The sequence below is a fragment of the Actinocrinis sp. genome (assembly GCF_035938995.1).
Lineage (GTDB): Bacteria > Actinomycetota > Actinomycetes > Streptomycetales > Catenulisporaceae > DASZGI01.
In genome coordinates this window covers 1-23,990 of the sequence record NZ_DASZGI010000192.1, presented here as the reverse complement: position 1 = coordinate 23,990, position 23,990 = coordinate 1, and the positions used below count along the sequence as shown (strand labels likewise).

Annotated in this window: 22 protein-coding genes; 9 read left to right on the top strand and 13 right to left on the bottom strand. The window is 68.4% G+C overall.

Annotation, left to right across the window (positions count from 1 at the left end):
- Nucleotides 1-52 precede the first annotated feature (52 nt).
- The 5 genes from VGZ32_RS13820 to VGZ32_RS13800 all read right to left on the bottom strand — a co-directional run bounded on the left by VGZ32_RS13820 (nucleotide 53) and on the right by VGZ32_RS13800 (nucleotide 6,186).
- Entirely contained in the window at nucleotides 53-1,039 is a 987-nt protein-coding gene (locus VGZ32_RS13820; protein WP_349263594.1) for an oligopeptide/dipeptide ABC transporter ATP-binding protein, read from the bottom strand.
- 68 nt (nucleotides 1,040-1,107) lie between these two features.
- Nucleotides 1,108-2,241 carry an ABC transporter ATP-binding protein gene (locus VGZ32_RS13815; RefSeq protein WP_326886402.1) on the bottom strand — a complete coding sequence of 378 codons (1,134 nt, stop codon included), beginning with the start codon at nucleotides 2,239-2,241 and terminating at the stop codon, nucleotides 1,108-1,110.
- Complete coding sequence (locus VGZ32_RS13810) at nucleotides 2,238-3,173, bottom strand: ABC transporter permease (RefSeq protein ID WP_326886401.1); 936 nt, start codon at nucleotides 3,171-3,173, stop codon at nucleotides 2,238-2,240. Before VGZ32_RS13810 ends, VGZ32_RS13815 begins: the two co-directional genes overlap by 4 nt.
- Entirely contained in the window at nucleotides 3,166-4,155 is a 990-nt protein-coding gene (locus tag VGZ32_RS13805; RefSeq protein WP_326886400.1) for an ABC transporter permease, read from the bottom strand. The genes VGZ32_RS13810 and VGZ32_RS13805 overlap by 8 nt, the downstream gene beginning before the upstream one ends.
- A gap of 183 nt (nucleotides 4,156-4,338) precedes the next feature.
- Nucleotides 4,339-6,186 (bottom strand): ABC transporter family substrate-binding protein, encoded by a 1,848-nt coding sequence (locus VGZ32_RS13800; protein ID WP_326886399.1) that lies wholly within the window; start codon nucleotides 6,184-6,186, stop codon nucleotides 4,339-4,341.
- 589 nt (nucleotides 6,187-6,775) lie between these two features.
- On the opposite strand from VGZ32_RS13800, the gene VGZ32_RS13795 reads away from it, so the two are divergent.
- The 5 genes from VGZ32_RS13795 (at nucleotide 6,776) to VGZ32_RS13775 (ending at nucleotide 12,327) form a co-directional block, all read left to right on the top strand.
- Entirely contained in the window at nucleotides 6,776-7,981 is a 1,206-nt protein-coding gene (locus VGZ32_RS13795; RefSeq protein ID WP_326886398.1) for a geranylgeranyl reductase family protein, read from the top strand.
- Nucleotides 7,982-8,069: 88 nt separating this feature from the next.
- Nucleotides 8,070-9,329: a PucR family transcriptional regulator gene (locus tag VGZ32_RS13790; protein ID WP_326886397.1), complete on the top strand. Its 1,260-nt coding sequence runs from the start codon at nucleotides 8,070-8,072 to the stop codon at nucleotides 9,327-9,329.
- Nucleotides 9,330-9,347: 18 nt separating this feature from the next.
- Nucleotides 9,348-10,190, top strand: coding sequence for a trehalose-phosphatase (gene otsB, locus VGZ32_RS13785; RefSeq protein WP_326886396.1), 843 nt, complete (start codon nucleotides 9,348-9,350; stop codon nucleotides 10,188-10,190).
- Nucleotides 10,187-10,522 (top strand): hypothetical protein, encoded by a 336-nt coding sequence (locus VGZ32_RS13780; RefSeq protein ID WP_326886395.1) that lies wholly within the window; start codon nucleotides 10,187-10,189, stop codon nucleotides 10,520-10,522. Before otsB ends, VGZ32_RS13780 begins: the two co-directional genes overlap by 4 nt.
- A 164-nt stretch (nucleotides 10,523-10,686) precedes the next feature.
- A complete protein-coding gene (locus VGZ32_RS13775; protein ID WP_326886394.1) occupies nucleotides 10,687-12,327 on the top strand; it encodes a DUF2079 domain-containing protein in 1,641 nt (546 codons plus the stop codon).
- Between the two features lie 113 nt (nucleotides 12,328-12,440).
- On the opposite strand, the gene VGZ32_RS13770 is transcribed toward VGZ32_RS13775, so the two are convergent.
- From VGZ32_RS13770 to VGZ32_RS13745, 6 genes are all read right to left on the bottom strand, one after another.
- Nucleotides 12,441-12,950, bottom strand: a complete 510-nt coding sequence (locus VGZ32_RS13770) for a hypothetical protein (protein ID WP_326886393.1) — start codon at nucleotides 12,948-12,950, stop codon at nucleotides 12,441-12,443.
- Between the two features lie 10 nt (nucleotides 12,951-12,960).
- Nucleotides 12,961-13,812, bottom strand: a complete 852-nt coding sequence (locus VGZ32_RS13765; protein ID WP_326886392.1) for an SPFH domain-containing protein — start codon at nucleotides 13,810-13,812, stop codon at nucleotides 12,961-12,963.
- A 162-nt stretch (nucleotides 13,813-13,974) separates the two neighbouring features.
- The gene (locus tag VGZ32_RS13760) at nucleotides 13,975-14,466 is read right to left on the bottom strand and encodes a DUF3145 domain-containing protein (RefSeq protein ID WP_326886391.1); all 492 of its coding nucleotides are present in this window, start codon (nucleotides 14,464-14,466) and stop codon (nucleotides 13,975-13,977) included.
- A 554-nt stretch (nucleotides 14,467-15,020) separates the two neighbouring features.
- Nucleotides 15,021-15,215, bottom strand: coding sequence for a hypothetical protein (locus tag VGZ32_RS13755; RefSeq protein ID WP_326886390.1), 195 nt, complete (start codon nucleotides 15,213-15,215; stop codon nucleotides 15,021-15,023).
- Between the two features lie 208 nt (nucleotides 15,216-15,423).
- Nucleotides 15,424-16,512, bottom strand: coding sequence for a cation diffusion facilitator family transporter (locus tag VGZ32_RS13750; RefSeq protein WP_326886389.1), 1,089 nt, complete (start codon nucleotides 16,510-16,512; stop codon nucleotides 15,424-15,426).
- Between the two features lie 61 nt (nucleotides 16,513-16,573).
- Nucleotides 16,574-17,503, bottom strand: coding sequence for an LLM class F420-dependent oxidoreductase (locus tag VGZ32_RS13745; RefSeq protein WP_326886388.1), 930 nt, complete (start codon nucleotides 17,501-17,503; stop codon nucleotides 16,574-16,576).
- A gap of 310 nt (nucleotides 17,504-17,813) precedes the next feature.
- Between VGZ32_RS13745 and VGZ32_RS13740 the strand changes: the two genes are divergently transcribed.
- Together VGZ32_RS13740 and VGZ32_RS13735 are read left to right on the top strand one after the other, a co-directional pair.
- Nucleotides 17,814-18,572 (top strand): G1 family glutamic endopeptidase, encoded by a 759-nt coding sequence (locus VGZ32_RS13740; RefSeq protein WP_326886387.1) that lies wholly within the window; start codon nucleotides 17,814-17,816, stop codon nucleotides 18,570-18,572.
- A gap of 160 nt (nucleotides 18,573-18,732) precedes the next feature.
- On the top strand, nucleotides 18,733-20,517 hold the full coding sequence (locus VGZ32_RS13735) for a phosphatidylglycerol lysyltransferase domain-containing protein (RefSeq protein ID WP_326886385.1): 1,785 nt from the start codon (nucleotides 18,733-18,735) through the stop codon (nucleotides 20,515-20,517).
- 243 nt (nucleotides 20,518-20,760) lie between these two features.
- Here the strand turns inward: VGZ32_RS13735 and VGZ32_RS13730 are convergent, their stop codons facing one another.
- Together VGZ32_RS13730 and VGZ32_RS13725 are read right to left on the bottom strand one after the other, a co-directional pair.
- Nucleotides 20,761-21,534: a hypothetical protein gene (locus VGZ32_RS13730; RefSeq protein ID WP_326886384.1), complete on the bottom strand. Its 774-nt coding sequence runs from the start codon at nucleotides 21,532-21,534 to the stop codon at nucleotides 20,761-20,763.
- Nucleotides 21,535-21,652: 118 nt separating this feature from the next.
- A complete protein-coding gene (locus tag VGZ32_RS13725) occupies nucleotides 21,653-23,071 on the bottom strand; it encodes a M1 family metallopeptidase (protein ID WP_326886383.1) in 1,419 nt (472 codons plus the stop codon).
- A 173-nt stretch (nucleotides 23,072-23,244) separates the two neighbouring features.
- On the opposite strand from VGZ32_RS13725, the gene VGZ32_RS13720 reads away from it, so the two are divergent.
- Nucleotides 23,245-23,652, top strand: a complete 408-nt coding sequence (locus VGZ32_RS13720; RefSeq protein WP_326886381.1) for a hypothetical protein — start codon at nucleotides 23,245-23,247, stop codon at nucleotides 23,650-23,652.
- A gap of 117 nt (nucleotides 23,653-23,769) precedes the next feature.
- The coding region (locus tag VGZ32_RS13715; protein ID WP_326886380.1) for a hypothetical protein at nucleotides 23,770-23,990 on the top strand (221 nt) is incomplete at its 3' end.

Below are 23,990 nucleotides of genomic sequence, written 5' to 3'. Positions count from 1 at the left end.
ATCGAGGCCCCCAAAGACTGACATTCCGGACCGGGTTCCGGCCGCCGTCCGGCTACAGGATGCGCGCGCCCTCCGCGTAGTGGCACGCGGCCGGGTGGCGGGCACCGAGACCCCGCTCGACCAGCGGGGGCTCCTCGTTCACGCACTTTTGGGAGTCGACCTCGGAGAGGGTCAGGAACTTCGGGCAGCGAGTGCGGAAGCGGCATCCGGACGGCGGATTCACCGGGGACGGCACGTCGCCCTGAATAATGATCCGCTCCCGCTGTCGCTCGCGGCGGGGGTCGGGGATCGGGATCGCGGAAATCAGCGCCTGCGTATACGGATGGAGCGGATATTCGAAAAGCTCGTCCGCCGGCCCGATTTCCACGATCTTGCCGAGGTACATCACCGCCACCCGGTCCGCGATGTGCCGCACCACCGACAAGTCGTGCGCCACGAACAGATACGCCAACCCCAACTCGTCCTGCAGATCCTCCAGCAGGTTGATCACACCCGCCTGGATCGACACGTCCAACGCCGACACCGGCTCATCCAGCACCAGCACCTTCGGCCGCAACGCCAACGCCCGCGCAATACCAATGCGCTGACGCTGACCACCCGAGAACTCATGCGGGAACCGGTTGCCATGCTCCGGATTGAGACCGACCGTGCGCATCAGCTCGGCGACGGCTTGCTGGCCTCCATCTCCGAAGAGGCCGTGGATTTTCAGCGGCTCGGCGATGATCTCGTTGACGGTGATCCGCGGGTTCAGCGACGCGTATGGGTCCTGGAATACCAACTGCATGTCACGCCTAAGGCGCCGCAGTCGGCCCTTAGGCATCTTGGTGACTTCCTGGCCCTCGAACCGGACCTGGCCGCTGGTCGCGGGCTGGAGGTGCAGCACCGCGCGCGAGGTGGTGGTCTTGCCGCAGCCGGACTCACCGACCAGCCCCAGCGTCTCGCCCGGCTTGATGTCGAACGAGACGCCGGACACCGCGTGCACCGCGCCGACCGTCCGCCGGATGATCCCGGCGGACTTGATCGGGAACTCCTTGACCATGTCGCGGACCGAGAGGATCGGCCCGCCGGCCTCCACCCGGTCGAACACCGGAGCGTCAGTGGGCGTCGTCACGATGCGCTCTCCACAATCGTCGTGCTGTCCGCGGGCGGCTGGACGTCCGCGCCGAACTCGGCCGGGATCTGCGCGTCCACGGCGGTGGCCGAGAACACGTCCTCGGCGTGCTTGTCCGTGAGCTGCCCGGAGAAGTGGCAGGCCGAATCGTGGCCGGCCCCCACGGGCAGCAGGTCCGGCTCGCGCTCGCTGCACACCGGCTGCGCCATCGGACAGCGCGGGGTGAACGGGCAGCCGGGCGGCAGGTTCAGCAGCGACGGCGGAGCGCCCTGGATGGGGGTCAACCGGTCGGTGCGGGAGGAGTCGAGTCGGGGCAACGACCCGAGCAGGCCGAGCGTGTAGGGCATCCGCGGGTTGTAGTAGATGTCGTCGACACTGCCGATCTCGACCGGCTTGCCCGCGTACATCACCAGCACCCGGTCCGCCTGGCCAGCCACCACGCCGAGGTCGTGGGTGATCAGGACCATCGCCGCGCCCGTCTCCCGCTGCGCGGCCCGCAGCGCCTCGAGCACCTGGGCCTGCACCGTCACGTCCAGCGCGGTGGTCGGCTCGTCCGCGATGATGATGTCCGGGTTGTTGGCCATGGCAATCGCGATGACCACCCGCTGGCGCATACCGCCGGAGAACTCGTGCGGGAACTGGTCGACCCGCTTGTCCGGGAACGGGATCCCGACGATGTTCAACAGCTCCAGCGCCCGCTTGCGCGCCTCGGCCTTCGGGATGTCGTTGTGCGCGAGGACGGCCTCTTCGAGCTGGAAACCGATCTTGTACACCGGGTTGAGCGAGGTCATCGGGTCCTGGAAGATCATCGCGATCTTCTTGCCGCGCACGGACATCATCTCGACCTCGGACAGGCCGAGCAGTTCCTCGCCGCGGAACTTGATCGAGCCCTTGATCTGCGCGGTGCGCGGCAGCAGGCCCATGACCGCCATGGAGGAGACCGACTTGCCGGAGCCGGACTCGCCCACGATGCCCAGTACCTCGCCCGGCCGCAGGCGGTAGGAGACGCCGCGCACCGCGCGCACCACGCCGTCGGCGGTCGGGAAGTCCACCGTGAGGTTGTCGACGGTCAGCAGGTCGGCGCCGTCGAAGGTGTCGACCTCGATGGCCGGGTTCAGGAAGTCGCTCATGCGCGGACCCTCGTCTGCTGCGGGTCGAAGGCGTCACGCAGCCCGTCGCCGATGAAGTTGATGGTGAGCACGATCAGCACGATGAAGATTCCGGGGATGTAGAAGAGCCAGGGATAGCCGTCCTGGATGGCGGTCTTTCCGCTCTCGACGAGCAGGCCGAGCGAGGTGTCCGGCGGCTTGATGCCGAAGCCGAGGAACGACAGCGCCGTCTCGACCAGCACGGTGCCGGCCACGGTCAGCGTCGCGATGACGAAGATGGAGCCGAGGGTGTTCGGCAGGATGTGCCGGAAGATGATCCGCCGGTCGTTGGCCCCGAGCGCCCTGGCCGCCTCGACGAACTCCTTTTCGCGCAAGGACAGCACCTGCGCCCGCACGACGCGCGCGCAGGACGGCCAGAACAGCGCGGCCAGGATCGCCGCCAGGAAGTACCACTGGCCGGCCACGGTCGGGGACGCCTTGTCGGTGATGATGATGGCGAACACCAGGGCCGGGAGCGTCAGCACCAGGTCGGCGAATCGCATCATGATCGTGTCGATCCAGCCGCGGTAGAACCCGGCCGCCGCGCCGTAGATCGCGCCGAAGACGGTGGAGACGAGCGACACCGACACGGCGATCTCCAGGGACCGCTGGGTGCCGTGCAGCACCTGGGAGAACAGGTCGAAGCCGTTGCTGTCGGTGCCGAACGGGTGCGCCGTCGAAGGTCCGACCTCGATGTCGTTCGTCATCAAGGTGAACGGCGTGTGCCAGAACAGCGGGCCGAAGAAGGCGACCAGGATGAGCAGCAGCAGTACGACGCTGGAGACGACTGCGGCGCGGTGCTCGAGGTACCGGCGGAAGACGATCTCCCGCTGGGTCCTGACCTTGACGGTGAATTCGCGCTCGGCCGCGGCCGGCGTCGGGGACGCGGCCTGCTGGGTGACTGTGTCAGGCAAGGCGGATCCTCGGGTCCAGGACCGCGTAGAGCAGGTCGGCGATCAGATTGAAGACGATCACGAGCAGCGCCGCCACGATCAACCAGGCGAGGAGCGGGAACAGGTCGTAGTTGCCCACGGCCTGGAGGAACATGTAGCCCATCCCGTGCCATTCGAAGACCGTCTCGGTGATGACCGCTCCGCCGAGCAGCGCGGCGGTGTCCAGGGCCACCTGCGTCGTCAGCGGCATCAGGGCATTGCGCAGCGCGTGCCGGAACAGCACTCTCCGCCGGGACAGCCCCTTGGCTCTGGCCAGCCGGATGTAGTCGCTGTTGAGCACTTCCAGCATCGACGCGCGCTGGAACCGGGACCAGGACGCGTAGGAGATGAGCGACAGCGTGATCGTGGGCAGCAGCAGATGGCCGAAGGCGTCACCGAGCTGCGGGAAGAATCCGGACGGCGGGTTGGGACTGGCCTCGCCGATGGTGTCGATCAGCGCGTGGTCCGGCGAGACGGCGCTGTTGAACTGGATCGCCCATGCCTTGAGCAGCGCCGCGAACCAGAAGGTCGGCAGCGAAAGGAAGAGGAAGCCGATCGAGGTGGCGACGTAGTCCATCTTGGAGTACTGGCGCACCGCGCTGAACACGCCGACCGCGATGGCCAGGGCCAGCGAGCAGAAGATCGAGAAGATCACCAGCCGGAAGGTGACCAGGAAGGAACTGCTGAGCCGGGCCGCGATGTGGTAGCCGGGCTGCACCGGCGTACCCCAGTTGCCGTGCAGGACGAGACCGGTCAGCCAGTCCCAGTAGCGCTGAAGCAGCGGATGGTAGAGCCCGAGCCGGGTTCCGAGCGCGACCAGCGTCTGGTGTGGCACGGGTGGGTTCTTCGCGCGCAGCGGCTCCAACGGGTCCACGGAGGAGGCGACGAGCAGGAAGACCAGCAGCGTGGAGAAGAAAAGAACTGGTATGGATGCCAGCAATCTTCGTATCGTGAATGCGAACATGACGGCCTCAGCGGTTGAGGGGCGCACGGAGCCGGTGTTGCCCCACCGGCTCTGCGCTCGGATGTGGTCGTGCCGAACCGGGGCGGGCATTGGGTCGTAGGAGACCTTGCCCGCCCCGGTCTTTTCGTTCAGCCTATTGTGGCGCGTGAGGCGCCTGGACTGAACCTTTCGCCTGGCCCCTCTTTACTGGGTGTATCCCCAGTCCTGCAGGTTGTAGGTCGGGCCGGCCGAGGTGATGTTGTCGCGCACATTGACCAGGTTCGAGCTGAACGCCACCATCGAGTCCTTCTGGAACAGCGGCAGGGTCACCGCGTCCTGGGACAGGATCTTGTCGGCCTGGTTCTCCAGCGACGCGGCCTTGGTCAGGTCGAGCGTGTTCGCGGCCTGCTGGAGCAGCGAGTCCACCTGGGAGTTGGTGTAGAAGCCGTAGTTGCCGCCGACGACCACGTTGCCGGGCGGGTTCGACTCGAACAGCTGGGAGTTGTTCACGTCCCACAGCGGCGAGTCGACCCAGGCGAACACGATGATGTCGAAGGTGTGGTTGGAGTCGGCCTGCGTGAGGGTCTTGCCGAGCGAGTCGGTGCCCTCGACGGTGAGGGTGATGCCGAGCTGCGCAGCCTCCTGCGCGAAGATCTGGCACTCGGTCGCACGCTCGGAGTTGGTGGAGGTGTACCGCAGCAGGAACGCCGGGACCTGCTGGCCGCTCGGGGTGGTCAGGTGCAGGCCCGGACCGATGTTGGTGTAGCCGGCCGCCTTCAGGATCGACGTGGCCTTGGCCACGTCACCGGTGCCCAGGCCGGACGCGGACACGTTGTCCGTGTAGTACTGCGTCTGGGTCGAGACGAACATGCGGCTGTTGAGCGGCTGGGCCTTGGAGTTCACCAGGCCCTCGGTGCGGGCGATGATCGCCTTGCGGTCGACCACGGTGAACAACGCCTGGCGCAGCGCCAGCTTGACCGGGTCGTCCTGCTGGGCCTGGGTCTGGCCGCCGAGGAAGGTGTTGCGCAGGTTGAAGTCGAAGTGCTCGTACTGCAGACCGGCGTCGATCTGGGACTTGGCCTTGGACGACGAGATGCCGTTCACGCACTTGACGATGTCCTGGTCCGGCTGCGGGATGATCGCGTTGACCTCGCCGTTCTTCAGCGCCGGGCACTCCTGCGCCGAGTCGGTGATGGTTGTGAAGGTGATCTTGTCGAAGTAGGGCCCGTCCTTGCCGTACCACTTGGGGTTCGGCACCTCGACGACCTTCGAGCCGTCGGCCGAGGCCGACTGGACCACGTACGGACCGTTGGACCAGGTCGGCACGGTGTTGTCGAACGAGGTCCAGGCGTTCTCCAGACCCGTGTCACCGGTCTTGCCGTTGGCGCTCTCGCTGGTCAGCTGGGCCAGGGTCAGCGCGGGGTTGTAGCCGTGCTGGGCGGCCACGTGCGCCGGCAGCAGGGTGAACAGGCCCTTCCAGTCCGGGTCGACCTTGCCGGCCTTCCACGTGACGGTGACCGTCTGGTCGTTGGTGCCGGAGCCGACGATCGAGGCGATGTCCTGGTATCCGGTGGTGCCGGCGGCGCTGATGACCGGGTCGACGCCGGCCTGGCTCAGCCAGGTGTAGATGAAGTCCGAGGCGTTGATCGGCGTACCGTCGCTCCACACGGCCTTCGGGTTGACCACGTAGGTGATGGTCATCGGCGACTGGCTGGTGACGGTCGCGGAGGTGAGGAAGTCGGAGTTGAGCGCGAGCGAACCGTCCGGCTCCGAGATGTACGGCGAGGCGTACCAGTAGCCGTTCTCGGCGTAGATGAAGTCCTCGGTGTTGCCCTGGGCGTCCAACTGGTTCCAGTTGTCGATGGCCTTCTCGATCGCGATCGTGACCGAGCCGCCCTTCTTGGGCGTGCCGCTGTTCATGTTGTTGAGACCGACGGTGGAGGTCGAGACCCCGCCCCCGGACTTGCTGCTCGAGCAGGCAGTCGCCACGAGCGCGACCGCGCCCACCGCGGCGACGCCGGCGATCAAACGCCGCTTCCTGGACCCTGACATGGAGTCTTCCAATCCCCTCGCACGCGCGCACCGCCCCGCCCGGGACCGGCTCGCTGCTTATCGTCGAATACCGCGCTGCGACCATCGCAGCGCGGGGTGATGCTGCTCGTTCTCGCCCTCGGCCCACCCCTCTGGTGGGGGGCGGATCGGCGGGTCGCCGACCGGAGGTTTGGTGGACCGACGGTCATCGCGGCGAAAGACTTACGCTGTGCTGCCGTTTTTCTACCGCAGGATTCAGGGGTTGCGGCAGGGGGCGGGAGTCACGATCGGATCAAGAAGCGATCAAGATCGATGTCTGTTTCGATCATTTTTCGCCCCGTTCACAGTATGATCATTCCGGCATGACGGATACGCCTGAGCTGTCCGACAATGCCCGAGAAGGCCCTGCGCCGGGGGGCGGGCCGATCCAGCCGCGGCGCGGTAAGTCGCTTGACAGCTATCCGCTGTCCCGGGCAGCAAACCCGCGCCGGAGATTTCGGCACAGGGACGCCACCGGACGCGTGCTTTTTCGGCCGCCACCCCCGTCGACCTCGGATAACTGCCGTCCCGGCCGGACGTCTCAGCGGGTGACTCCGATTAAGCTGGTGTGATGACCACACCGACCGACTCGCCGCTCGACCGACCCGACGCCCACGGCCGCGGCGCCGAGGTATGGGACGTCGCGGTGGTCGGCGCCGGGCCGGCCGGTGCCACCGCGGCTCGGGTCGCCGCCGCGTCCGGGGCCAGGGTGGTGCTGTTGGAGAAGGCCGCGCTGCCCCGTTATAAAACCTGCGGCGGCGGCTTGATCGGCTTCTCCAGGGACGCGCTCCCCGCCGGGTTCGACGTGCCCGTACGCCAGCGGATCGACGCGATCTCGTTCACGCACGACGGCCGGAAGGAGCGGACCCGACGGGACCGGAACGGCGACCTGCTGGCGCTGGTGAACCGGGCCGACTTCGACCACGCGCTGGCGAAGGCCGCCGTGGAGGCCGGGGCGGTCCTGCGCGAGGGCGCCACCGTCACCGGGACGGCCGAGCGCGGCGACCTCGCCGTGCTCACCCTCGCCGACGACATGCAGGTGATCGCTCGCGCGGTGGTCGGCGCGGATGGCTCGGCCAGCCGGATCAGCCGCTACGTCGGGGTGTCGTTCGGCCAGGTCGATCTGGGCCTCGAGGCGGAGATCCCGGTTCCGCCCGCGGTGGCCGCGCAGTGGTCCGGGCGGCTGCTGATCGACTGGGGGCCGGTGCCGGGCTCGTACGGCTGGGTCTTCCCGAAGGGCGACACCCTCACCGTCGGCGTCATCGCCGCGCGGGGCGCCGGTAACGCCACCCGCGCCTACTACCGTGACTTCGTCGCACGCCTCGGATTATCGGATTACCGCCCGCTCTCGGACTCCGGTCATCTGACCAGGTGCCGCACCCCCGACTCACCGATGGCCCGGGGCAGGGTCCTGGTCGCCGGGGACGCGGCGGGGCTGCTCGAGCCGTGGACCCGCGAGGGGATTTCGTACGCGCTGCGCTCCGGGCGGCTGGCCGGGGAGGCGGCGGCGCGCATGGCGACCGCGCCGGACGCGAAGTCGGTGGCGACCGCGTCGAATCGGTATCGCGAGCAGGTGGAGGAGTTGCTCGGCCCGGAGATGGCGGCCGGGGCGCGGCTGCTGGCGGCGTTCGAGAAGCATCCGGGTTTCTTCCACACCTCGGTGACCACGCTGCCGATGGCGTGGCGCGCATTTGCCGAGTTCTGCAAGGGCCGCACGACCTTCGCCACCCTGCTGCGCTCCCGCGCCGCGCACGCCGCGCTGCGCGCGATCTCCTGAGCGGCGGGCGCGCGGCCGCTTAAGACGCGGTTTTCTCCGTGCTCTGTCTTTCGCCGTTTAGCGTGCCGACCGGGCACAATGGGCGGCTGTGACGCAACCGTCCGAGGCCGTTCGTGAACTGGCCCGCCGCTTGGAGCCGCGCGTCAACGCGCTTGCCCGCTCCATGGCTGAGGCGTGGGCGGAACGGCTCCCGGAGTACCGCCGCGCCGATGCCACCGAAAGCCCGTCTGAGACAACGGCCCGTGGCGCGGCGCCCGAGCCGATGCCGGTGGTCGACGAAGCGTTGGCGACCGCGCGGCAGGCCATCCGCTCCTTTCTGCACCGCCTCTCGGGTGCCCCGGCCGACGAGCGCGCCCGCGAGCACTTCCGCGAACGCGCCGCTCAGCGCGCCGATGAGGGCATGCCGCTGCAGGCCATGGTCCGCGCGTACATGATCGGCGCCCGCCTGCTGTATGCGGAGCTACGCGACCAGGCGACCCGGCCCGGAGCCGGACCCGACGAGGCGGCGGCGCTCCCCGAGATCGCGCTGCTGCTGTTCGCGGCGCTGGACGACGTGGTCTCCGAGGTCATCCGCGCCTATCAGGACGAGTCCGCGGCGCTCGGCTCGACCGGCCTCGAACGGCGGCGGGCGCTGGTGCGGGACCTGGTCCTGGGCAACACCTCGCCATCCCCGGACGTGCTGGAGGAGTTCGGGCTCGGCGACGGTGTCACCGTGCTGGCGCTGCGCTTCGGCCGCCCGGATTCCGGTGCCGTCCCGATCGCGCCGGGCGCCGACCCGACCGTCACCCGGCGTCTGCACCGGGTCCAGACCGCGCTCGACCGGCACTTCGACGTGTTCGTGCCCACCTTCCTCGACTCCGCCGGAGGGTACGCGGTGGTCCCGGGCCCGGTCTCGACCGCGACCCGCCTGCCCTCCGTGCTCGCGGACGCCTGGCGCGACGAGGTCAGGATCGGCATCGCCGAGGCGGCCGAGCCCGAGCGAATACCCGCCGCGGCTCGCGTCGCCGCCGAGATCCTGCGCCTGGCCGGCGCGCTCGGCCGCCCGCCCGGCGCGTACGTCCTCGAGGACGTCCTGCTCGAATACCACCTGACCAGGCACGACGAATCCTCCTCGGCGCTCGCCGCGCTGCTCGACCCGCTCGGCGACCGCCCCGAACTGCTCCAGACGGTGCGGATCTTCCTGGAGGAGCAGCACGATCGGCGCCGCACCGCCCGCCGCCTCGCGCTGCACCCGAACACCGTGGACAACCGGCTGGCCCGGGTCGCCGAGCTGACCGGGTTGGACCCGTCCACGCCACGCGGCGTCACCCTGCTGGTCACCGCGCTCGCCTTGCGCGACCTCGGCTGACCAGGGCAGGTTGGACAGGTGACTGAGACGCAACGCACCGCGACGACCGACATCGCGAGCACGGAATCCGGGCGCGCCGCCATCGCCGACTCCGCTGCTCGGCTCGACGGCTATGGCTTCTTCTTCGACTTCGACGGCACGCTCTCCCCCATCGGCGAAGACCCAGAGGCCGTGGTCCCCGTTCCCGACGCGGTGGACGCCCTCGCCGCCCTCGCCGGCGAGGCGGCGCTCGTTGCGGTGGTCTCGGCGCGTCCCGTCGGGTTCCTCGGCGACCGCCTCGGCCACGTCCCCGGCCTCCATCTGCACGGCTTGTACGGCCTCGAATACTCGGCGGACGGCGGCCGCACGGTGGCCACCGCACCCGAGGCAGTGCCCTACCTGCCGCTGATGGCGCGCATCGTGGACGAGGCGCGTGCGACGTTCCCCACCGCGCTGATCGAGGACAAGCGGCTGTCCTGCGCGCTGCACTACCGCACCACGCCGGAGCTACAACCCGCCATCGAGGAATGGGCTACAGCGCGGGCGGATTCGTATGGGCTCAAGCTCCAGCGCGGCCGGATGGTCGTGGAACTCAAGCCGCCGGTGGACACCGACAAGGGCGCCGTGGTGCGGACTGCCGCGCAATCCCTGTCCGGCGCCTGGTACTTCGGCGACGACCTCGGCGATCTGCCCGCCTACGCCGCGCTCGACGAACTCGCGCGCCGGCCCGGCTTCCACGCCGTGCGCGTCGCGATCGCCAACGCGGACGGCGCCGTCGTGTCGCTCACGGAACGTGCCGACCTGCGACTAGCGGCGCCCGAACAGGTTCCGCCGCTGCTACGCGCCGTACTGGCCGCCCGCCGTGAGAAGCTGAACGGGTGAAGGAGCAGCCCAGGACACGCCCGGTGCCGTTGTTGTTCGACCCCGCGGTCCCCGAACCCGAGACGGCGCGATTCTTCGGTCTGGACGAGATCACCGACGCCGGTGAGCTCCTGCACCGGGCCACGGCGCTGGCCGACGCGTTCCGCTACGCCGCCGACCGGGCCGGCACCTACCAGGCGATCGCGGCAGCCGAGCTGACCGACCCGCGCCGGTTCGACCGGATCACCTACCCGGAACTGGCCGAGCGGGTGGGCTGCACACCGGCCGCCGCCGAGACGCTCGCCGAACGCGGCCGCCAGATACTTAAGGGGGCCGCGCAGCGCGAGTTCTAAGGCTCGGCGGTCCCCGTCACCACCCGGCGAGATCGTCGAATCTCCACAGCCGACTCGTCCCTCCTCGCCGCGTCACACCGGTGCTACGCGTCCGCTACAGACCCGGACGCCCGACGCGCAATACTGGGGGCCGACGAGCGGATCCCGAGCAGTGAGGCGCCCCCTTGACCGCCATCGCGAGCAGCACGACCGCCCTGAGCGGAGGCACCGGAGCCCCCGCCGACGCCGTCCGGCCGCCGCGCCGCTGGCCACACGTCGCCGGCGTGGGAGTCATCACCTCCCTCTACGCGGCCCTGTACTCGGCCTATCTGCTCACCCTGCACGCGACGCTGAAGGACGGTCTCGCCGACGTCGGCGAGTACGACCAGGCGATCTCCGGATACGCCCACTTCATGGGCCCGCACTCGCCGTTCGTCGGGCTCACCAGCACGTCGAGCGCCGGGGCCTTGCAGCTGTCTGACCACTTCACCCCGCTGCTCGCGCTCCTGGCGCCCGGGTACTGGATCTACGACGGCCCGCAGACGATGCTGATCGAGACGGCGATCCTGGCCGCGCTGCCGATCATCCCGCTGTGGATCTTCACCCGGCGGGCGGTGGCCGCGCGCCGCGCGCCGTGGCCGGCCACCCTGGCGGCGTATCTGGTGATCATCGGCTACGGGGTGACCTGGCCGATCCAGATGGCCCTGTGGTTCGAGTTCCACGAGGTGTTCCTCGCCATGCCCGTGCTGGCCTGGATGCTCGAGCGGGCCCAGGCGGGCCGGCTGCGCCAGGCGGCCCTGATCAGCCTGCTGCTGCTCGGGGTCAAGGACGACCTCGGCTTCGTGGTCGCCGTCTTCGGCGTCTACCTGGCGACGAAGGACGTGACGCTGCGCCGGTGGGGCGGGCTGATCGTACGGACGGTGCGGGATTGGAAGGCGCCTTTCAGGGCCTTGAGAAGCCGCGACCGGCTCCTCTTCCTGGCCATGGTCCCGCTCGGCCTCGGCATGGTGGCCCTGGTCAACCGGGTCCTGCTGCCCGCGTTCGGCGGCAGCTCCGATCGCAACTTCACGTACAACGAGTTCGGTGCCAACACCGGGCAGGCGGTCGGCGCGATGCTCGGCGACCCGTGGCGCGTCTGGACGACCCTGTTCGACGACCCGCTCAAGCTGCAGACGCTCGGCATGTTGCTCTGGCCGGTGCTCTTCCTCGCCGTGCTCTCGCCGATCGGTCTTTTGGGTGTACCTCTCCTCGTGGAGCGGTTCCTCTCGGTCAATCACCTCTATTGGGTGATGCCGTACCACTACAACGCGTTCCTGACGCCGATCGTGTTCTGCGCCGGCGTGGACGGCGCGGCACGGCTGGCCAGATGGCTCACCGCGTCCCACGGGTTCCGGCACAACGAGCAGATGAGATTGCTCACCCAGGCGACCCTTCTCGCCGCTTTCGGCGCGTATGTCGGGGTCTATTCCTGGTCCACGGCCTTCCGGTATCCGATGCACCACATGACCGAGGCGGCGTTCTGGGACACCAGTACGCCCGACATCGTCTCCGCGAAGGTCGCCGCCGCGCACGTGCCCAGCGGCGTCCTGGTCGCCTCGGCGACCCAGGTCGGCCCGCAGTTGCTGCACCGCGACAAGGTGATCATGTGGTCGTTCCCCGGCGACCGCGATTACCCGCAGACCCCGTGGGTGCTGGCCGACGTCCAGCGGCCCTCGTACCCGTTCGCCAGCATCGCGGCGCAGCAGGCCGACGTGCAGGCGAGAGTGGCCAGGGGATACAAGATCGTGTTCCAGGACGACGGCTGGGTCGTTCTGCACAAGGGTTAGGGAACACACGCCCGCGAAGGATCGGGTGCCGCGCGGAGAGTCGGACGGGGGCGCCGCACCTCGTCCGACTCATCCGGCGCTCGGCCGCGACGCGCAGGCGGCGCGGCCGAGCGTTACAGAGCCTTGAGAAACGCGGTGCGCTCGTCCAGGGTCGCCGTCACGGCCGCGAGTGCCTCGTCCGCCTCCCGGGCCGGAACCTCGGCCAGCAGCTCAGCCACCACTCCGTTCACCACCGCGGCGGCGTACTCGGCCTGGCCGACCAGACTGCGGTCCAGGTCCAGCAGCCGGGCCGCGCCCGGGCCGCGCAGCTTCTTCCACGCCTTCTTCGGGTCGGGCGGGAACGCGGCGTTGCGCACGCGGTCGGCCACCGATGCGTACCGGTCGGCGCAGCGCCGGGCGACGACCGCCGGCTCAAGCAACTCCGGCGGCGGGAACGGTTGCTCGCGCGTCGGCGGCGGCACGTGTGTCCGCCGGTACTCCGCCGCCGCGGCCATCAGCGCTTGCGCGGCGTGCGCCAGCATCTCGGCCGCATGGCCGCGGACGGCGAGGTCGTCCGCGCGCAGACGCCCGGCCTCGGTGTAGTGGTCGACCCCGGCGAGGGGCTCGAATGCGCCGTGCACCATGACGGCCGCCCTACCGCGCACCTGTCACGCCGTTGCCGAAGCCGATCTGGCTGAGATCGCCGAGCACCCCGGCCGGCAGCAGCGCGATCTGCAGCGGCTGGCCGACGAGCGCGTTGACCGCCGTGGGCAGACCGCGGTCGGCGAGCTTGAGGGCCAGGTACGCCCGCAGCGCCTCCTGCTCGGTCATCCCGAACGCCCGCAGCGAGAGCAGCTCGCGCATCCGCTCGTCCCGCGGAGCGATCAGCACCTTGACGTCGTTGAGGGTGATCCCGTAGACCGCGAGGAACTCCTGAAGGTGGGTGCGCACCAGGTCGCCGATGTCGGTGATCTTCTCGTTGACCTGCTCCAGCGGGGTCAGCTGGATGATCTGGTTGACCGCCTGCTCCACGACCGGCGCGGCGTACACGTTCACCGCGTCCGCCGTGAGCACGTGCCCTTCGTGCGGCATGTGCTGCACCAGCTTGACCGCGTCCTCTTCGGTCTCGACGTGGATGTAGTAGTCGACCTCGTAGTTCAGCTCGGCCATCTCGCGGGACAGCGCGGTGCCGCGGGCCCGCACGACGCTCTTGGCCCGGTTGACGTAGAGCGCCTCGTACTGCCACGGCGACTGGCCGCCGTAGAACGCCTTCTGGATCGACCCGAACAGCGGCTTGTCCGGCGTCTCGAGCTGGTGCTGCCCGGTGCCGTAGACGTTCAGGATCGCGCCGCGCGACTTGAGGACGCAGTAGTGGTTCGACTCGACCGTGACGAGCGACCCGTTGAGGATGTTCGGGTCGGGATAGTGGTACAGCAGCACGCCCGGCCCCATGGCCTCGCGGCCGTTGGCGTCGAGCGTGGAGATGACATTGCGAAGAGTCGGCACGAGGCCCGTCCCCCTTTGTCTATTCGGCCCCGGATTCTCCCCCCGGGCCCATTGTTCGGTTCCGAACTAGTGTGCTGCGGAACCTACCGCAACAGCTACCACAACGCCCGAACACTGCCCGCTCGGGCAGCCCGGGTACCGGGCCCCCGCCCGTCGCCGCCGTCACACCACCTGGTGCAGCCAACGCACCGGGGCGCCGTCGCCGGCGCACCGGAAGGGCTCGAGCTCGTCGTCCCAGGGCCTGCCGAGCAGTGCCTGCAGCTCGGACTCGAGGTCGCCCCCGCGCCCGGCCCGCAGCATCGCGGCCCGCAGCCGGTCCTCGGAGATCATGATGTCGCCGTGCACCCCGGTCACGGCGTGGAACACGCCGAGCTCGGGGGTCGACGAGTACCGCTCCCCCTCGGCCCCGGCGGACGGCTCCTCGGTCACCTCGAAGCGCAGCAGCTGCCAGCCGCGCAGAGCGGAGGCGAGCCTGGTCGCCGTGCCGGGCTCGGCGGACCAGGGCAGCTCCGCGCGCCAGGTCGACGGGGCGGCGGGCTGGCGGCCCCAGTCGAGGCTCACCCGCACCCCGAGGACGCCCGCGACCGCCCACTCGACGTGCGGGCACAGCGCGCGGGGCGCGGAGTGGATGTACAGGACTCCACGAGTAGGCACGACACTGTCTCCTTCGGTCGGCGGTCGGTCGGACGAGGTACGCCTTCCCCAGCGGCCTTGTCCTTCGCCATCGCCGAGCCCTACGGAGTCACGGTCTGCGCGTCCACCCGCGAGCAGCACTCGGATCTGCCTGAGTACTCTTCCGGTACTTCTCCCTCGTCGAGTCGTTCCAGCTGTGGTCGTCCACAGCTGAGCTTGTTCAGTTGTCCGGTATCGCGTCAGCGCAGCACCAGGCAACACGGCATCCGCCGTTCGCATCAGTCCTGCGCTGTTTTCCCCGTAAGCGGGTCCACCTCACATCACGATATGGATGAGGTGGCCGAATGCACCGCCTGGTCTCACCATATCGCGCCGGGGCTTTCTCCGCAGGAGAAGGTTGCGCGACCAACACTGTTCGGATGCTTCATCTGCCCCGTGACCCTATTGGACGGATCCTAGACATGTCAGGCGCCCGTACGGGTGACTATCTGACGATGGATCACCGAAACGGACGCATGAACGGGTCAGAACAGGTCAGCGGTCCAGGAGGAGCGACGGGCGGGCGGCTGAGCGGGTCAGACCGAAAGGGCGTAGATCCAGATGCAGGCGCCCACGGCGGCGGCGAGCACTGACACGCCGATCCAGAGACTTCGGCGCGCCCACACCGCCCGGCGGCGGATCCTGCGTTCGATCCCGTCGAGGAAAGCCAGTTCCCGGGCGAGCCAGACCTCGACGTCGGAAGCCGGAGGCCGTCCCTGCCGATCCATCATCAACCCGCCCCTCGAACGCGTGCGGCAGCAGTCCCAGCCGTCTTGCGGCCACGGCCGGAAGCGCCGGTGAGCCCGACGGCCAAAACAGGCGAGACCGTCGATCTCCCGGCATTGCGACTTTCTCCCAGCGTTGCCGGGTGCGACAAGGGATCTGAGGAAGCGTTACCTATCCGTGACATTTTGGCTGATGAGCTTCTCATCAGACGGATCACTCGGATGAGCCTTCCGAACTGCCGGAAGAGGAGGGCTGGCAGTCGCCCAGATGCGCCGCGCCATTCGCCTTGTGATCGTCCTGTGACGCTCGGGCGCCGGAACCTATGGTCAGAACGGGCTCGGCGGCATGATCGACCTGCAGCGTCGCGTGGTCGATCCCGAACCGCGAGTGCAGCAGATCCTGAAGCCTTCCCTGGACCGCGTGGCAGTCGTGGCCGGGCTCGACGAGCACGTGCGCGGAGAGCGCCGGGAATCCGGAGGTGATGGTCCAGACGTGCAGATCGTGCACCTCTGCGATCTGCGGGTCGCAGACCATCGCGGCGCCGATCGCGGCGGGGTCCAGGCCCTCCGGCGCGGCCTCGAGGAAGATCCGCCACGATTCGCGCACCAGGCCGTAACCCGCTTTGGCCATAAGCGCCGCGACGACGAGCGAGGCGAGCGCGTCGGCCCGAGAAAAGCCGGTGGTCAACACGACCACGCCGGCCGCGACGGTGGCGAGGAAGGCCCAGGCGTCGCTCAGGATGTGCTGGAAGGCGCCTTCGACGTTGAGGCTGGTCCGGTTGGCCCGGCTGATCAGCCAGGCGGCGACGGCGTTGACGGCGATCCCGGCGGCCGCGGTGGCGACGACCACTCCTCCGGCGACAGTCGGCGGCGAGACCAGCCGCCGAACCGCCTCGACGGTGAAGACGACGACGAGGACGAGCAGCGTGATCCCGTTGGCCTGAGCCGAAAGGATCTCCGCGCGCTTGAAGCCGAAGGTCCACCGGCCGGCGGGAGGCCGAGCGGCGAGCCGCATCGCGGCGAGGGCGAGCACGAGCGCGGCGGCGTCGGTGAGCATGTGCCCCGCGTCGGAGATCAGCGCAAGGGAGTGGGCGGCCAGGCCGAGCGCGACCTCCGCCGCCATGTAGCAGAGGATCAGGACCAGGGCGGCGGTCAGGAAGCGCCGGTCGGAATCGGCCGCGACCGCCGCGCCATGGTCGTGGCCGCGGTCGTGGTCATGTCCGTGACCATCGGCACTTGCGCGTTCGTCGGGCCGGGCCGCCGACTGCCGGCCGCCGCGACCCCGGGCGCCGTCGTTCTCCATGCGCCCAGGGTAGCGCGACAAAGCAGGGTATTGAGATATGACAATGACAACGGTTGTCGGATCAGTCCAGCTGCCGGGCCACCTCGGCGGCCAGCAGCTCCAGGTGGTCGAGATCGGCGAGGTCCAGGACCTGCAGGTACACCCGGCTCACCCCGATCGCCCGGACGGCCGCGATCCGCTCCACCAGCTCGCCGGGCGTGCCCACGAACCCGCTCTGGCGCAGCTCGTCGTCCAGCTTCCGGCCGATCGCGTCGGCGCGCCGGGCCACCTCGTCGTCCGTGCGGCCGCACACGACCGGGCCCGCGTAGGAGTACACGAGCGAGTCGGCGTCCCGCCCCGCCGCCTGCGCTGCGGCACGCACCCGGCCGTAAGCGGCGTCCGCCTGCTCCAGGCCCTCGAAACCGAAGTTGTACTCGGCCGCGTAAGCCGCGGCCAGGCGCGGGGTCCGCTTGGCACCTCCGCCGCCGATGATGATCGGCGGGTGCGGCGTCTGAACCGGCTTCGGGAGCGCCGGGGAACCTTCGAGCGTGTAGTGCTCGCCCCGGAACGAGAAGGTCTCACCCACTGGCGTGTCCCAGAGCCCGGTCACGATCTCCAGCTGCTCCTCGAACGCGCCGAAGCGGTGCTCCGGGAAGCCGATCCCGTAGGCGCGGTGCTCGGCCTCGAACCAGCCGGTGCCCAGGCCCAGCTCGGCCCGCCCGCCCGACATCTGGTCCACCTGCGCCACCTGGATCGCGAGCGGACCGGGCAGGCGGAACGTCGCGGGCGACACCAGGGTGCCGAGCCGGATCCGGCTGGTCTCCCGGGCCAGGCCCGCGAGCGTGACCCAGGCGTCCGTCGGGCCGGGCAGTCCGTCCGAGGAGCCCATGGCCAGGTAATGGTCGGAGCGGAAGAACCCGTCGAAACCGAGTTCCTCAGTGGCCTTAGCGACCGACAGCAGCGTTTCGTAGGAAGCACCCTGCTGCGGCTCGGTGAAAATACGCAGATCCATGGGGTCATCCTGACACCCGTTCGCTGCGCATGGCGCCTTAAGGACCGTGTCTACCTAAGGGGCGCAGCGGTCAGAAACAGTGCGTAACAGAGGCTTTACCGAAAATCTTCTCGATCGCCTCTTGCCGCTTGATCACGGCCTTATTAGCGTTCGCCTCACGGTAGCGCTACCGGATCACCAACGACCGCTCGGCTGCCTTCACCCACGAGTGCAGCTACCCACGCCCTGAGCGGCCGTCCAGCAAGCCGTTCCTGCGCGCCGCGGGAACGGATAAGGAGATCCCTTGTACGCGTTCCACCGTTCTTTGCGCATGTGCGCAACGGCCGTGCTCGCGGTCGCGCCGGTCGCTGTCCCGGCGTCAGCTCCCCTCGCGGCAGCCACCCCGCTGCTGCACGCGCCGATGCGCGTCGCCGGCGGAGCCCATCCACTCTTCATTCACTCATTCAGCCGTAACGCGACCACGACCAGCACCAACTGGGCCGGTTACGCGGCCAATGGCTCGACCTACACGAGTGTGTCGACCACGTTCAGGCAGCCCTCGGTCAACTGCTCCCAGGGCGACGGGTATTCCAGCTTCTGGGTCGGTCTCGACGGCTACAGCTCCAACTCCGTGGAGCAGACGGGCACCGAGGCCGACTGCTCTGGCGGCTCCGCGTCGTACTCCGCGTGGTACGAAATGTTCCCGGCCTTCCCGGTGACCTACAGCAACAGGGTGCGGCCCGGCGACACGATCACCGCGACCGTGACCTATGTCGGATCGAACAAGTTCACGCTCAAGCTCGCTGACTCGACGCAGGGCTGGAGCCGCTCGGTGACCAAGTCGCTGCGCAATGCCCCGCGGTCGTCGGCGGAGATCATCGCCGAGGCGCCGTCCGACGCCTCCGGTCCGCTGCCCCTGGACGACTTCGGTACCGCCACATTCACGTCGGCCACGGTCAACGGCTCGAGCCTGGGCAACACCCACTGGGACAGCATCGACATGGTCGACTCCTCAGGCACCACGCAGGCGACCACGTCCGGCCTGTCCGGTGGATCTAGCTTCTCCGTCACCTGGGACAGCCTGAACTAACCGCACCACAGGCACGCACCAACCCATAGCGTCACGAGCGCCACGTGCCGACGCGGCTTTAGCAGCAACTCGGCGCGTGGCGCGCGGCGGTTCGCGTCCAGGACCATCCGTCGGTCAGGATGGGTACCGGAACGCGACGGAGAAAGGACGCGACGGGCCGATGGCGGCGGGCACGACGGAACGCGCGGCGGGCAACAACTCCCCGGCCAAGGCGGGCGAGCGGTCTCCCGGCCTCTTCAACGGAAGGTTGCGCGGCCCCTCGGCTGCTTATGTCGTCTGGTACTTGCGGATCGCTGCGGCCGTCAATCTGCTCGGCGCCCTCGTCGTGTCGTTCGGCAACTCGATCCATAGGCACAACGCTGGTGAGTACTTCACGCCTTATCTCGTCACCGCTGGCTTCACCTCGGCGGCGCTGGCGGGCTTCCTCGCGGTGATGATGCGCCGCCGCAAGCGCGCCGCGTGGATCTTCAACCTGGCTCTGCTCACGCCCACCGCGCTGGCTTACGTCTCCGCGATGACTCTGGCCGAATTCCGCAGCCATCCCGAGAACTGGGTCGCCACGGTCTTCACACTGCTGCTCTGGTTCGGGCTGCTGTTCGGGCGCCGCGAGTTCTACGCCAAGGGCGACCGGAACAATCCGCGGCTTGCCGCGGCGGTGCTGCTCGGGGGCGGCGCGGTGGCCGTCGCGATCGGCACGGTGCTGGTCACGTTCTTCGCGACCACCGGCCATTCCACGCTTTCCGACCGGATCACTTACGTCCTGGTGCGGGTCGCCTCGCTGGCCGGCTCGGACCAGGACGTCGACGGCCTGGTCGCCGCGCACTGGATCGGCGTCCTGATCAACCTGATGAGCCTGGCGCTGTTCCTGCTGGTGCTCTACGCGCTCTTCCGCTCCCCACGCGGCCGCTGGCTGCACTCCCCGGACGACGAGGCGCACCTGCGCGCCCTCCTCGACAAGCACGGGGAACGCGATTCGCTCGGCTACTTCGCTCTGCGCCGGGACAAGGCGGTGATCTTCTCGCCGAGCGGGAAGGCCGCGATCACGTATCGGGTGGTCGGCGGCGTGTCGCTGGCCTCGGGCGACCCGCTCGGCGACCCGGAGGCGTGGCCGGGCGCGATCGACGCGTGGCTCACCGAGGCCTACCAGCACGCCTGGGCTCCAGCGGTGGCCGGGGCGAGCGAGGAGGGCGGCACGATCTTCGCGCGGCACGGCCTGACCGCGCTCGAGCTGGGCGACGAGGCGATCGTCGAGACTGCGGACTTCACCCTCGAGGGCCGGGCGATGCGGGTCGTGCGGCAGGCGTACAACCGGGTGAAGCGTGCGGGCTACACCGCGCGGATCCGTCGGCAAGCCGACATCCCGCAGGACGAGTTCGCGACCCTGATCGCGGCGGCCGACCACTGGCGCTACGGCGAGACCGAGCGCGGCTTCTCGATGGCGCTGGGTCGCATGGGCGATCCGGCGGACGGCCAGTGCGTGATGGTCGAATGCCACGACTTCGAAGGCCGCCTGTGCGCGCTGCTCTCGTACGTGCCGTGGGGCAGCAACGGCCTGTCCCTCGACGTGATGCGACGCGATAAGGCATCCGACAACGGCGTCATCGAGTTCATGGTGATCGAGCTGATCCAGCGGGCGGCCGAGGTCGGCGTCGAGCGGATCTCGCTGAACTTCGCCATGTTCCGCTCGGTCTTCGAGCGCGGTTCGCGGCTGGGCGCGGGGCCGGTGCTCAGGCTCTGGCGCGCCGTGCTGATGTTCTTCTCCCGCTGGTGGCAGATCGAGTCGCTGTATCGCGCGAATGCGAAATACCGCCCGATCTGGGAGCCACGCTTCGTGCTCTACTCCCGCAGTTCCGACCTGCCGCGCATCGGCATCGCCTACGCCCGCGCCGAGGGCTTCCTCGGGCTGCCGTCCTTCTCCCCGCGCCGCAGCCACACAACGAGCTGAGCAGACCGCGTCGGCATCGCATACGCGCCGCAGGCTTCCTCGGTCCAGCTGATCAGGCCGCACCGACCTATTCCAGCCTTCGAGTTCACCCAGGACCACCCCGGATGAACTCGCCACCGCCCCTCACGTCATATTTTCGGATCATGCGGTGGTAGTTGCGGTAGACCTCGCCGACGACTCGCAAGCACGACGCGCCGTCGCCCACATCGCGGGCGACGGCGCGTTGCTGCCTTAGCTACTCGGCTAGAACGAAGAGCAGAGCGTGTCCAGCGCCGTGCCATCCGTCTGGAACGCTTGAAGGTCGTTCGACAGCTTCGTCGAGTCAGTCGACGTGCCGGCTTGCAGCGCCTTGAGGTCGGCGATCGTGGCCTGCAGGTCCGTGCTCGAGGCCTGGAGCTTCGACTCGACGTTGTCGTGCACCGCCTGGTTCGCGGAAGCCTGGAGCGCCAGCTGCATCGACGTCAGGTCGCCCATCAGCGAGTTCATGTTGCCGGAGTCGGCCTGGATCTGCGAGTCGAGGGTGGCGAACCGGTTCTCCGCCGTGGTGCAGCCGGGGTCCAGTGCCGTCGCGGACTTGGCCACGTTGGCGATCAGGAGCGAGTACACCACCGCGAACACGATCGACAGGACGAGACCCACGATCGACAGGACGCGGCCCTTCCCGGCGACCTTGCCGGAGCGCACCAGACCGAGGATCGAGAAGATCAGGCCGAGCAGCGGAAGCAGCGACAGGATGAAGCCGGCGACCGCGAAACCGTTGCTCTGCTTCTGCTGCTGAACCGGATACCCATAGGGCACCTGCTGGCCGAAGGACTGCTGCGGAGCCCCGTACGGCTGCTGCGGAAAACCCTGCTGGAACTGAGGCTGAGGCTGAGCCTGCGGCGCCCCGAACTGGCCGCTGTCCGTAACCGGCGGCGGCGCGAACATGGCCTGCTGCGCCTGCGGTTGCGGCTGAACCCCGTCCCGAGGCATCGCCCAATCGCCGCTCTGCTGCGGCTGCCCCCATTGATCGGACACGATGATCCCTCTCATAAGATTAAGAAAGTATGAGCGGCTGATCCTACGGAACGCATGTGCGCCCGTTCGACTCCGTGTTCCCGCCGCGACTGAATTGTGATCCGGCAAACCGGAGAATCTACGACTGGTCGGGCAAAACCGGCAGTGGGGCCTTCAGCACCCAGTCCGTCATCACATCGGTCAGGTCCTGTCCCGAGTAGACATCGGGGACGAGGTTGGTGAAGTCGCCCGTCTGCGCCGAGCCGCTTTGGTTCCGGTTGCACCACACGTGCAGCAGTTGGAAAAAGCTCGTATCGCCCATGTTCAGCCGCAGCGCATGCAGAAAGCAGGCGCCGCGCAATTCCACGCGCGAGTCGAGGATCCGGCGCGCACCCGGATCGGCGAGCACGATGTCCTGGGCCATGCCGCGCAACTGAACCATTGCCGCACGCGCTAAGGTATCGGCGCTCGACCGCCCGGACCTCTCGGACCACAGCCATGCGCCATAGGTCGCGAAGCCGGAGGAGAGCCAGATGTCGCGCCACGTCGCCGGCGAAACGCTCGCTCCGAACCACTGGTGCGCAACACCGCGCGCGACCACGTCCTCGTTGGTGCGCTTGCCGTCGATGAGCGAGCTTTGCTGCAGGCCAAGCGTCTGCACGCCGAAGTGCGCCACCGGAAGGCCGTCAAGCGCCGCCGTGCCGAAGACGTCGAACGGATAGGACCCGAACAGGTCGCTGAACGTATTCAGCATCTGCGCCTGCCGCCCGAGATCGTAGGACGCTTCGCTGGCAAGGCTTCGCGGATACGCATTCCTCAGCTGGATACCGCTAGGTCCGTTAGCCGTGTCCACGAGGAAATCGCCGATCTGAATGGTCGTCAGAAAAGGCGCCATCGGGCCGTCGTGGTGATACGTCCATTTGGTGCCGAAGTTCTGCGATGCCTTACCCACGAGCCTGCCGTTCGCCAGGACGGTCAGGTCGGCCGGCGCGGTCACGGAAATCTCATAAGCAGCCTTAAGCGCTGGAGCGTCCGCGCAGGGGTACCACGTGGGTGCACCAATCGGCAGCGAGAGAACACCCACCCCGTCCCCAACCGACTGCCAGCCGACGCTCCCCACACCCGCGACCGACACGGGCTGCGGCAGCCCGGTGTAAGCGATCTCAAGCAGCGCCATCCGCCCACTCGGCAGAACAGCCGAAGGTCGGATGTGCAGTTTGTCCGGTCGTCGGTCGAACTGGGCGACAGCGCCGTTGACCTTGACCGACACGACGCTCATGCCCGAAGAAAGATCCAAGCTGAGGCCTGATAAGGCGGCGAAGGGCAGGATACGCACGGTCGCTGTGCCTGCAATCACCCCTACCGTCCGGGAGTAGGAAAGGTCGAGCGCGTAGTGATTGACGAGGTAGCCGCCAGAGCCCTGCCCTGGAAAGTACGGATCGTACGAGGTCGCCGCAGCGTCGATCGGCCGCGCTGGAACGCCTCGAAGCCCCGTGCCGCAGCCAGCAGCGACCGTACCCAGGCCGGCGGCCAGAAGAGACCGGCGGCTGACGTTCATGTCCGGCTAACCTCCGTGGCGCGACGCGTATGCGGGACACCGTACCGGTCCCCATGAAATCGGACACGATTCGGTAGCCAGCCTCCTGCATGTCGGTGTCCTTCGATAAGCTGTCCGGAGGCGTCCCAGGGGGCACGCACTAGTCCGGTCAGTACACGAGGGGATCCGGCGAGATGGGCAGCAGCTTCAAAGTCGAGTTGGAGGAGCTCGAAGCGGTCAGGCTCAAGCTCCAGGCGTTGATCCAGGACCATTTCCAGGCAACGACGAGCCCGCTCGCACCGAACACGTACCACAACAACACGGCGTCCGACCTTATGCACACAGCCGCGCCAATGGGGATAAAGCGCGCAGACGGGAACGACGGATCGTCGAACTTTGGTGCAACAGATTCGGGTATCGAGGCGATCTACAAGCTGAACGACGCGCACAACCAGGTACAACAGGCGATCTTCGGCCTGATCGACGACGTCAACCAGAAGATCTCGGACCTGCACGACCGGATCCAGAAGACGCACCAGCTGTACTCGACGACCGAGACGAATCTGCATCTGGACATGACGCAGATCCAGAAGGACGCTTGAACACCGGGAAAACCTAGGACCACCTGAGACCATGGGTGGATCGGAGCGGAACGCCGGCGAGCGCCCGAGACACCCGACCGTCGAGAAACGCCGACACACGCGGGGTAGGCCAGAGAGATGCCGAACCAGTTCAACCAGAGCCAGGTCCAGCAGTACGGCGGTGTCGCCTGGGCGAAGCAGCAGATCGAGCAGCTGGATCCGGGGGCGATCCAGGACCAGATCAACGGGTACAACCAGGTCAACAGCTCGCTTAACCAGATCATCCAGACGCTCAACACGTCGAACGCGTCGCTCCAGTCGGCCTGGGCAGGCGATGCGGCCACCGCCGCCGCGCAGTC

Excerpts from the sequence above, each read along its gene's own strand:
- VGZ32_RS13800 (WP_326886399.1), bottom strand. The coding sequence starts at position 6,186 with ATGTCAGGGTCCAGGAAGCGGCGTTTGATCGCCGGCGTCGCCGCGGTG.
- VGZ32_RS13755 (WP_326886390.1), bottom strand. The coding sequence starts at position 15,215 with ATGATGGATCGGCAGGGACGGCCTCCGGCTTCCGACGTCGAGGTCTGG.
- VGZ32_RS13725 (WP_326886383.1), bottom strand. The coding sequence starts at position 23,071 with ATGAACGTCAGCCGCCGGTCTCTTCTGGCCGCCGGCCTGGGTACGGTC.
- VGZ32_RS13745 (WP_326886388.1), bottom strand. The coding sequence starts at position 17,503 with ATGGATCTGCGTATTTTCACCGAGCCGCAGCAGGGTGCTTCCTACGAA.
- VGZ32_RS13720 (WP_326886381.1), top strand. The coding sequence starts at position 23,245 with ATGGGCAGCAGCTTCAAAGTCGAGTTGGAGGAGCTCGAAGCGGTCAGG.
- VGZ32_RS13805 (WP_326886400.1), bottom strand. The coding sequence starts at position 4,155 with ATGTTCGCATTCACGATACGAAGATTGCTGGCATCCATACCAGTTCTT.
- VGZ32_RS13740 (WP_326886387.1), top strand. The coding sequence starts at position 17,814 with ATGTGCGCAACGGCCGTGCTCGCGGTCGCGCCGGTCGCTGTCCCGGCG.
- VGZ32_RS13795 (WP_326886398.1), top strand. The coding sequence starts at position 6,776 with ATGACCACACCGACCGACTCGCCGCTCGACCGACCCGACGCCCACGGC.
- VGZ32_RS13815 (WP_326886402.1), bottom strand. The coding sequence starts at position 2,241 with ATGAGCGACTTCCTGAACCCGGCCATCGAGGTCGACACCTTCGACGGC.
- VGZ32_RS13770 (WP_326886393.1), bottom strand. The coding sequence starts at position 12,950 with ATGGTGCACGGCGCATTCGAGCCCCTCGCCGGGGTCGACCACTACACC.
- VGZ32_RS13820 (WP_349263594.1), bottom strand. The coding sequence starts at position 1,039 with ATGGTCAAGGAGTTCCCGATCAAGTCCGCCGGGATCATCCGGCGGACG.
- VGZ32_RS13750 (WP_326886389.1), bottom strand. The coding sequence starts at position 16,512 with ATGGAGAACGACGGCGCCCGGGGTCGCGGCGGCCGGCAGTCGGCGGCC.
- VGZ32_RS13735 (WP_326886385.1), top strand. The coding sequence starts at position 18,733 with ATGGCGGCGGGCACGACGGAACGCGCGGCGGGCAACAACTCCCCGGCC.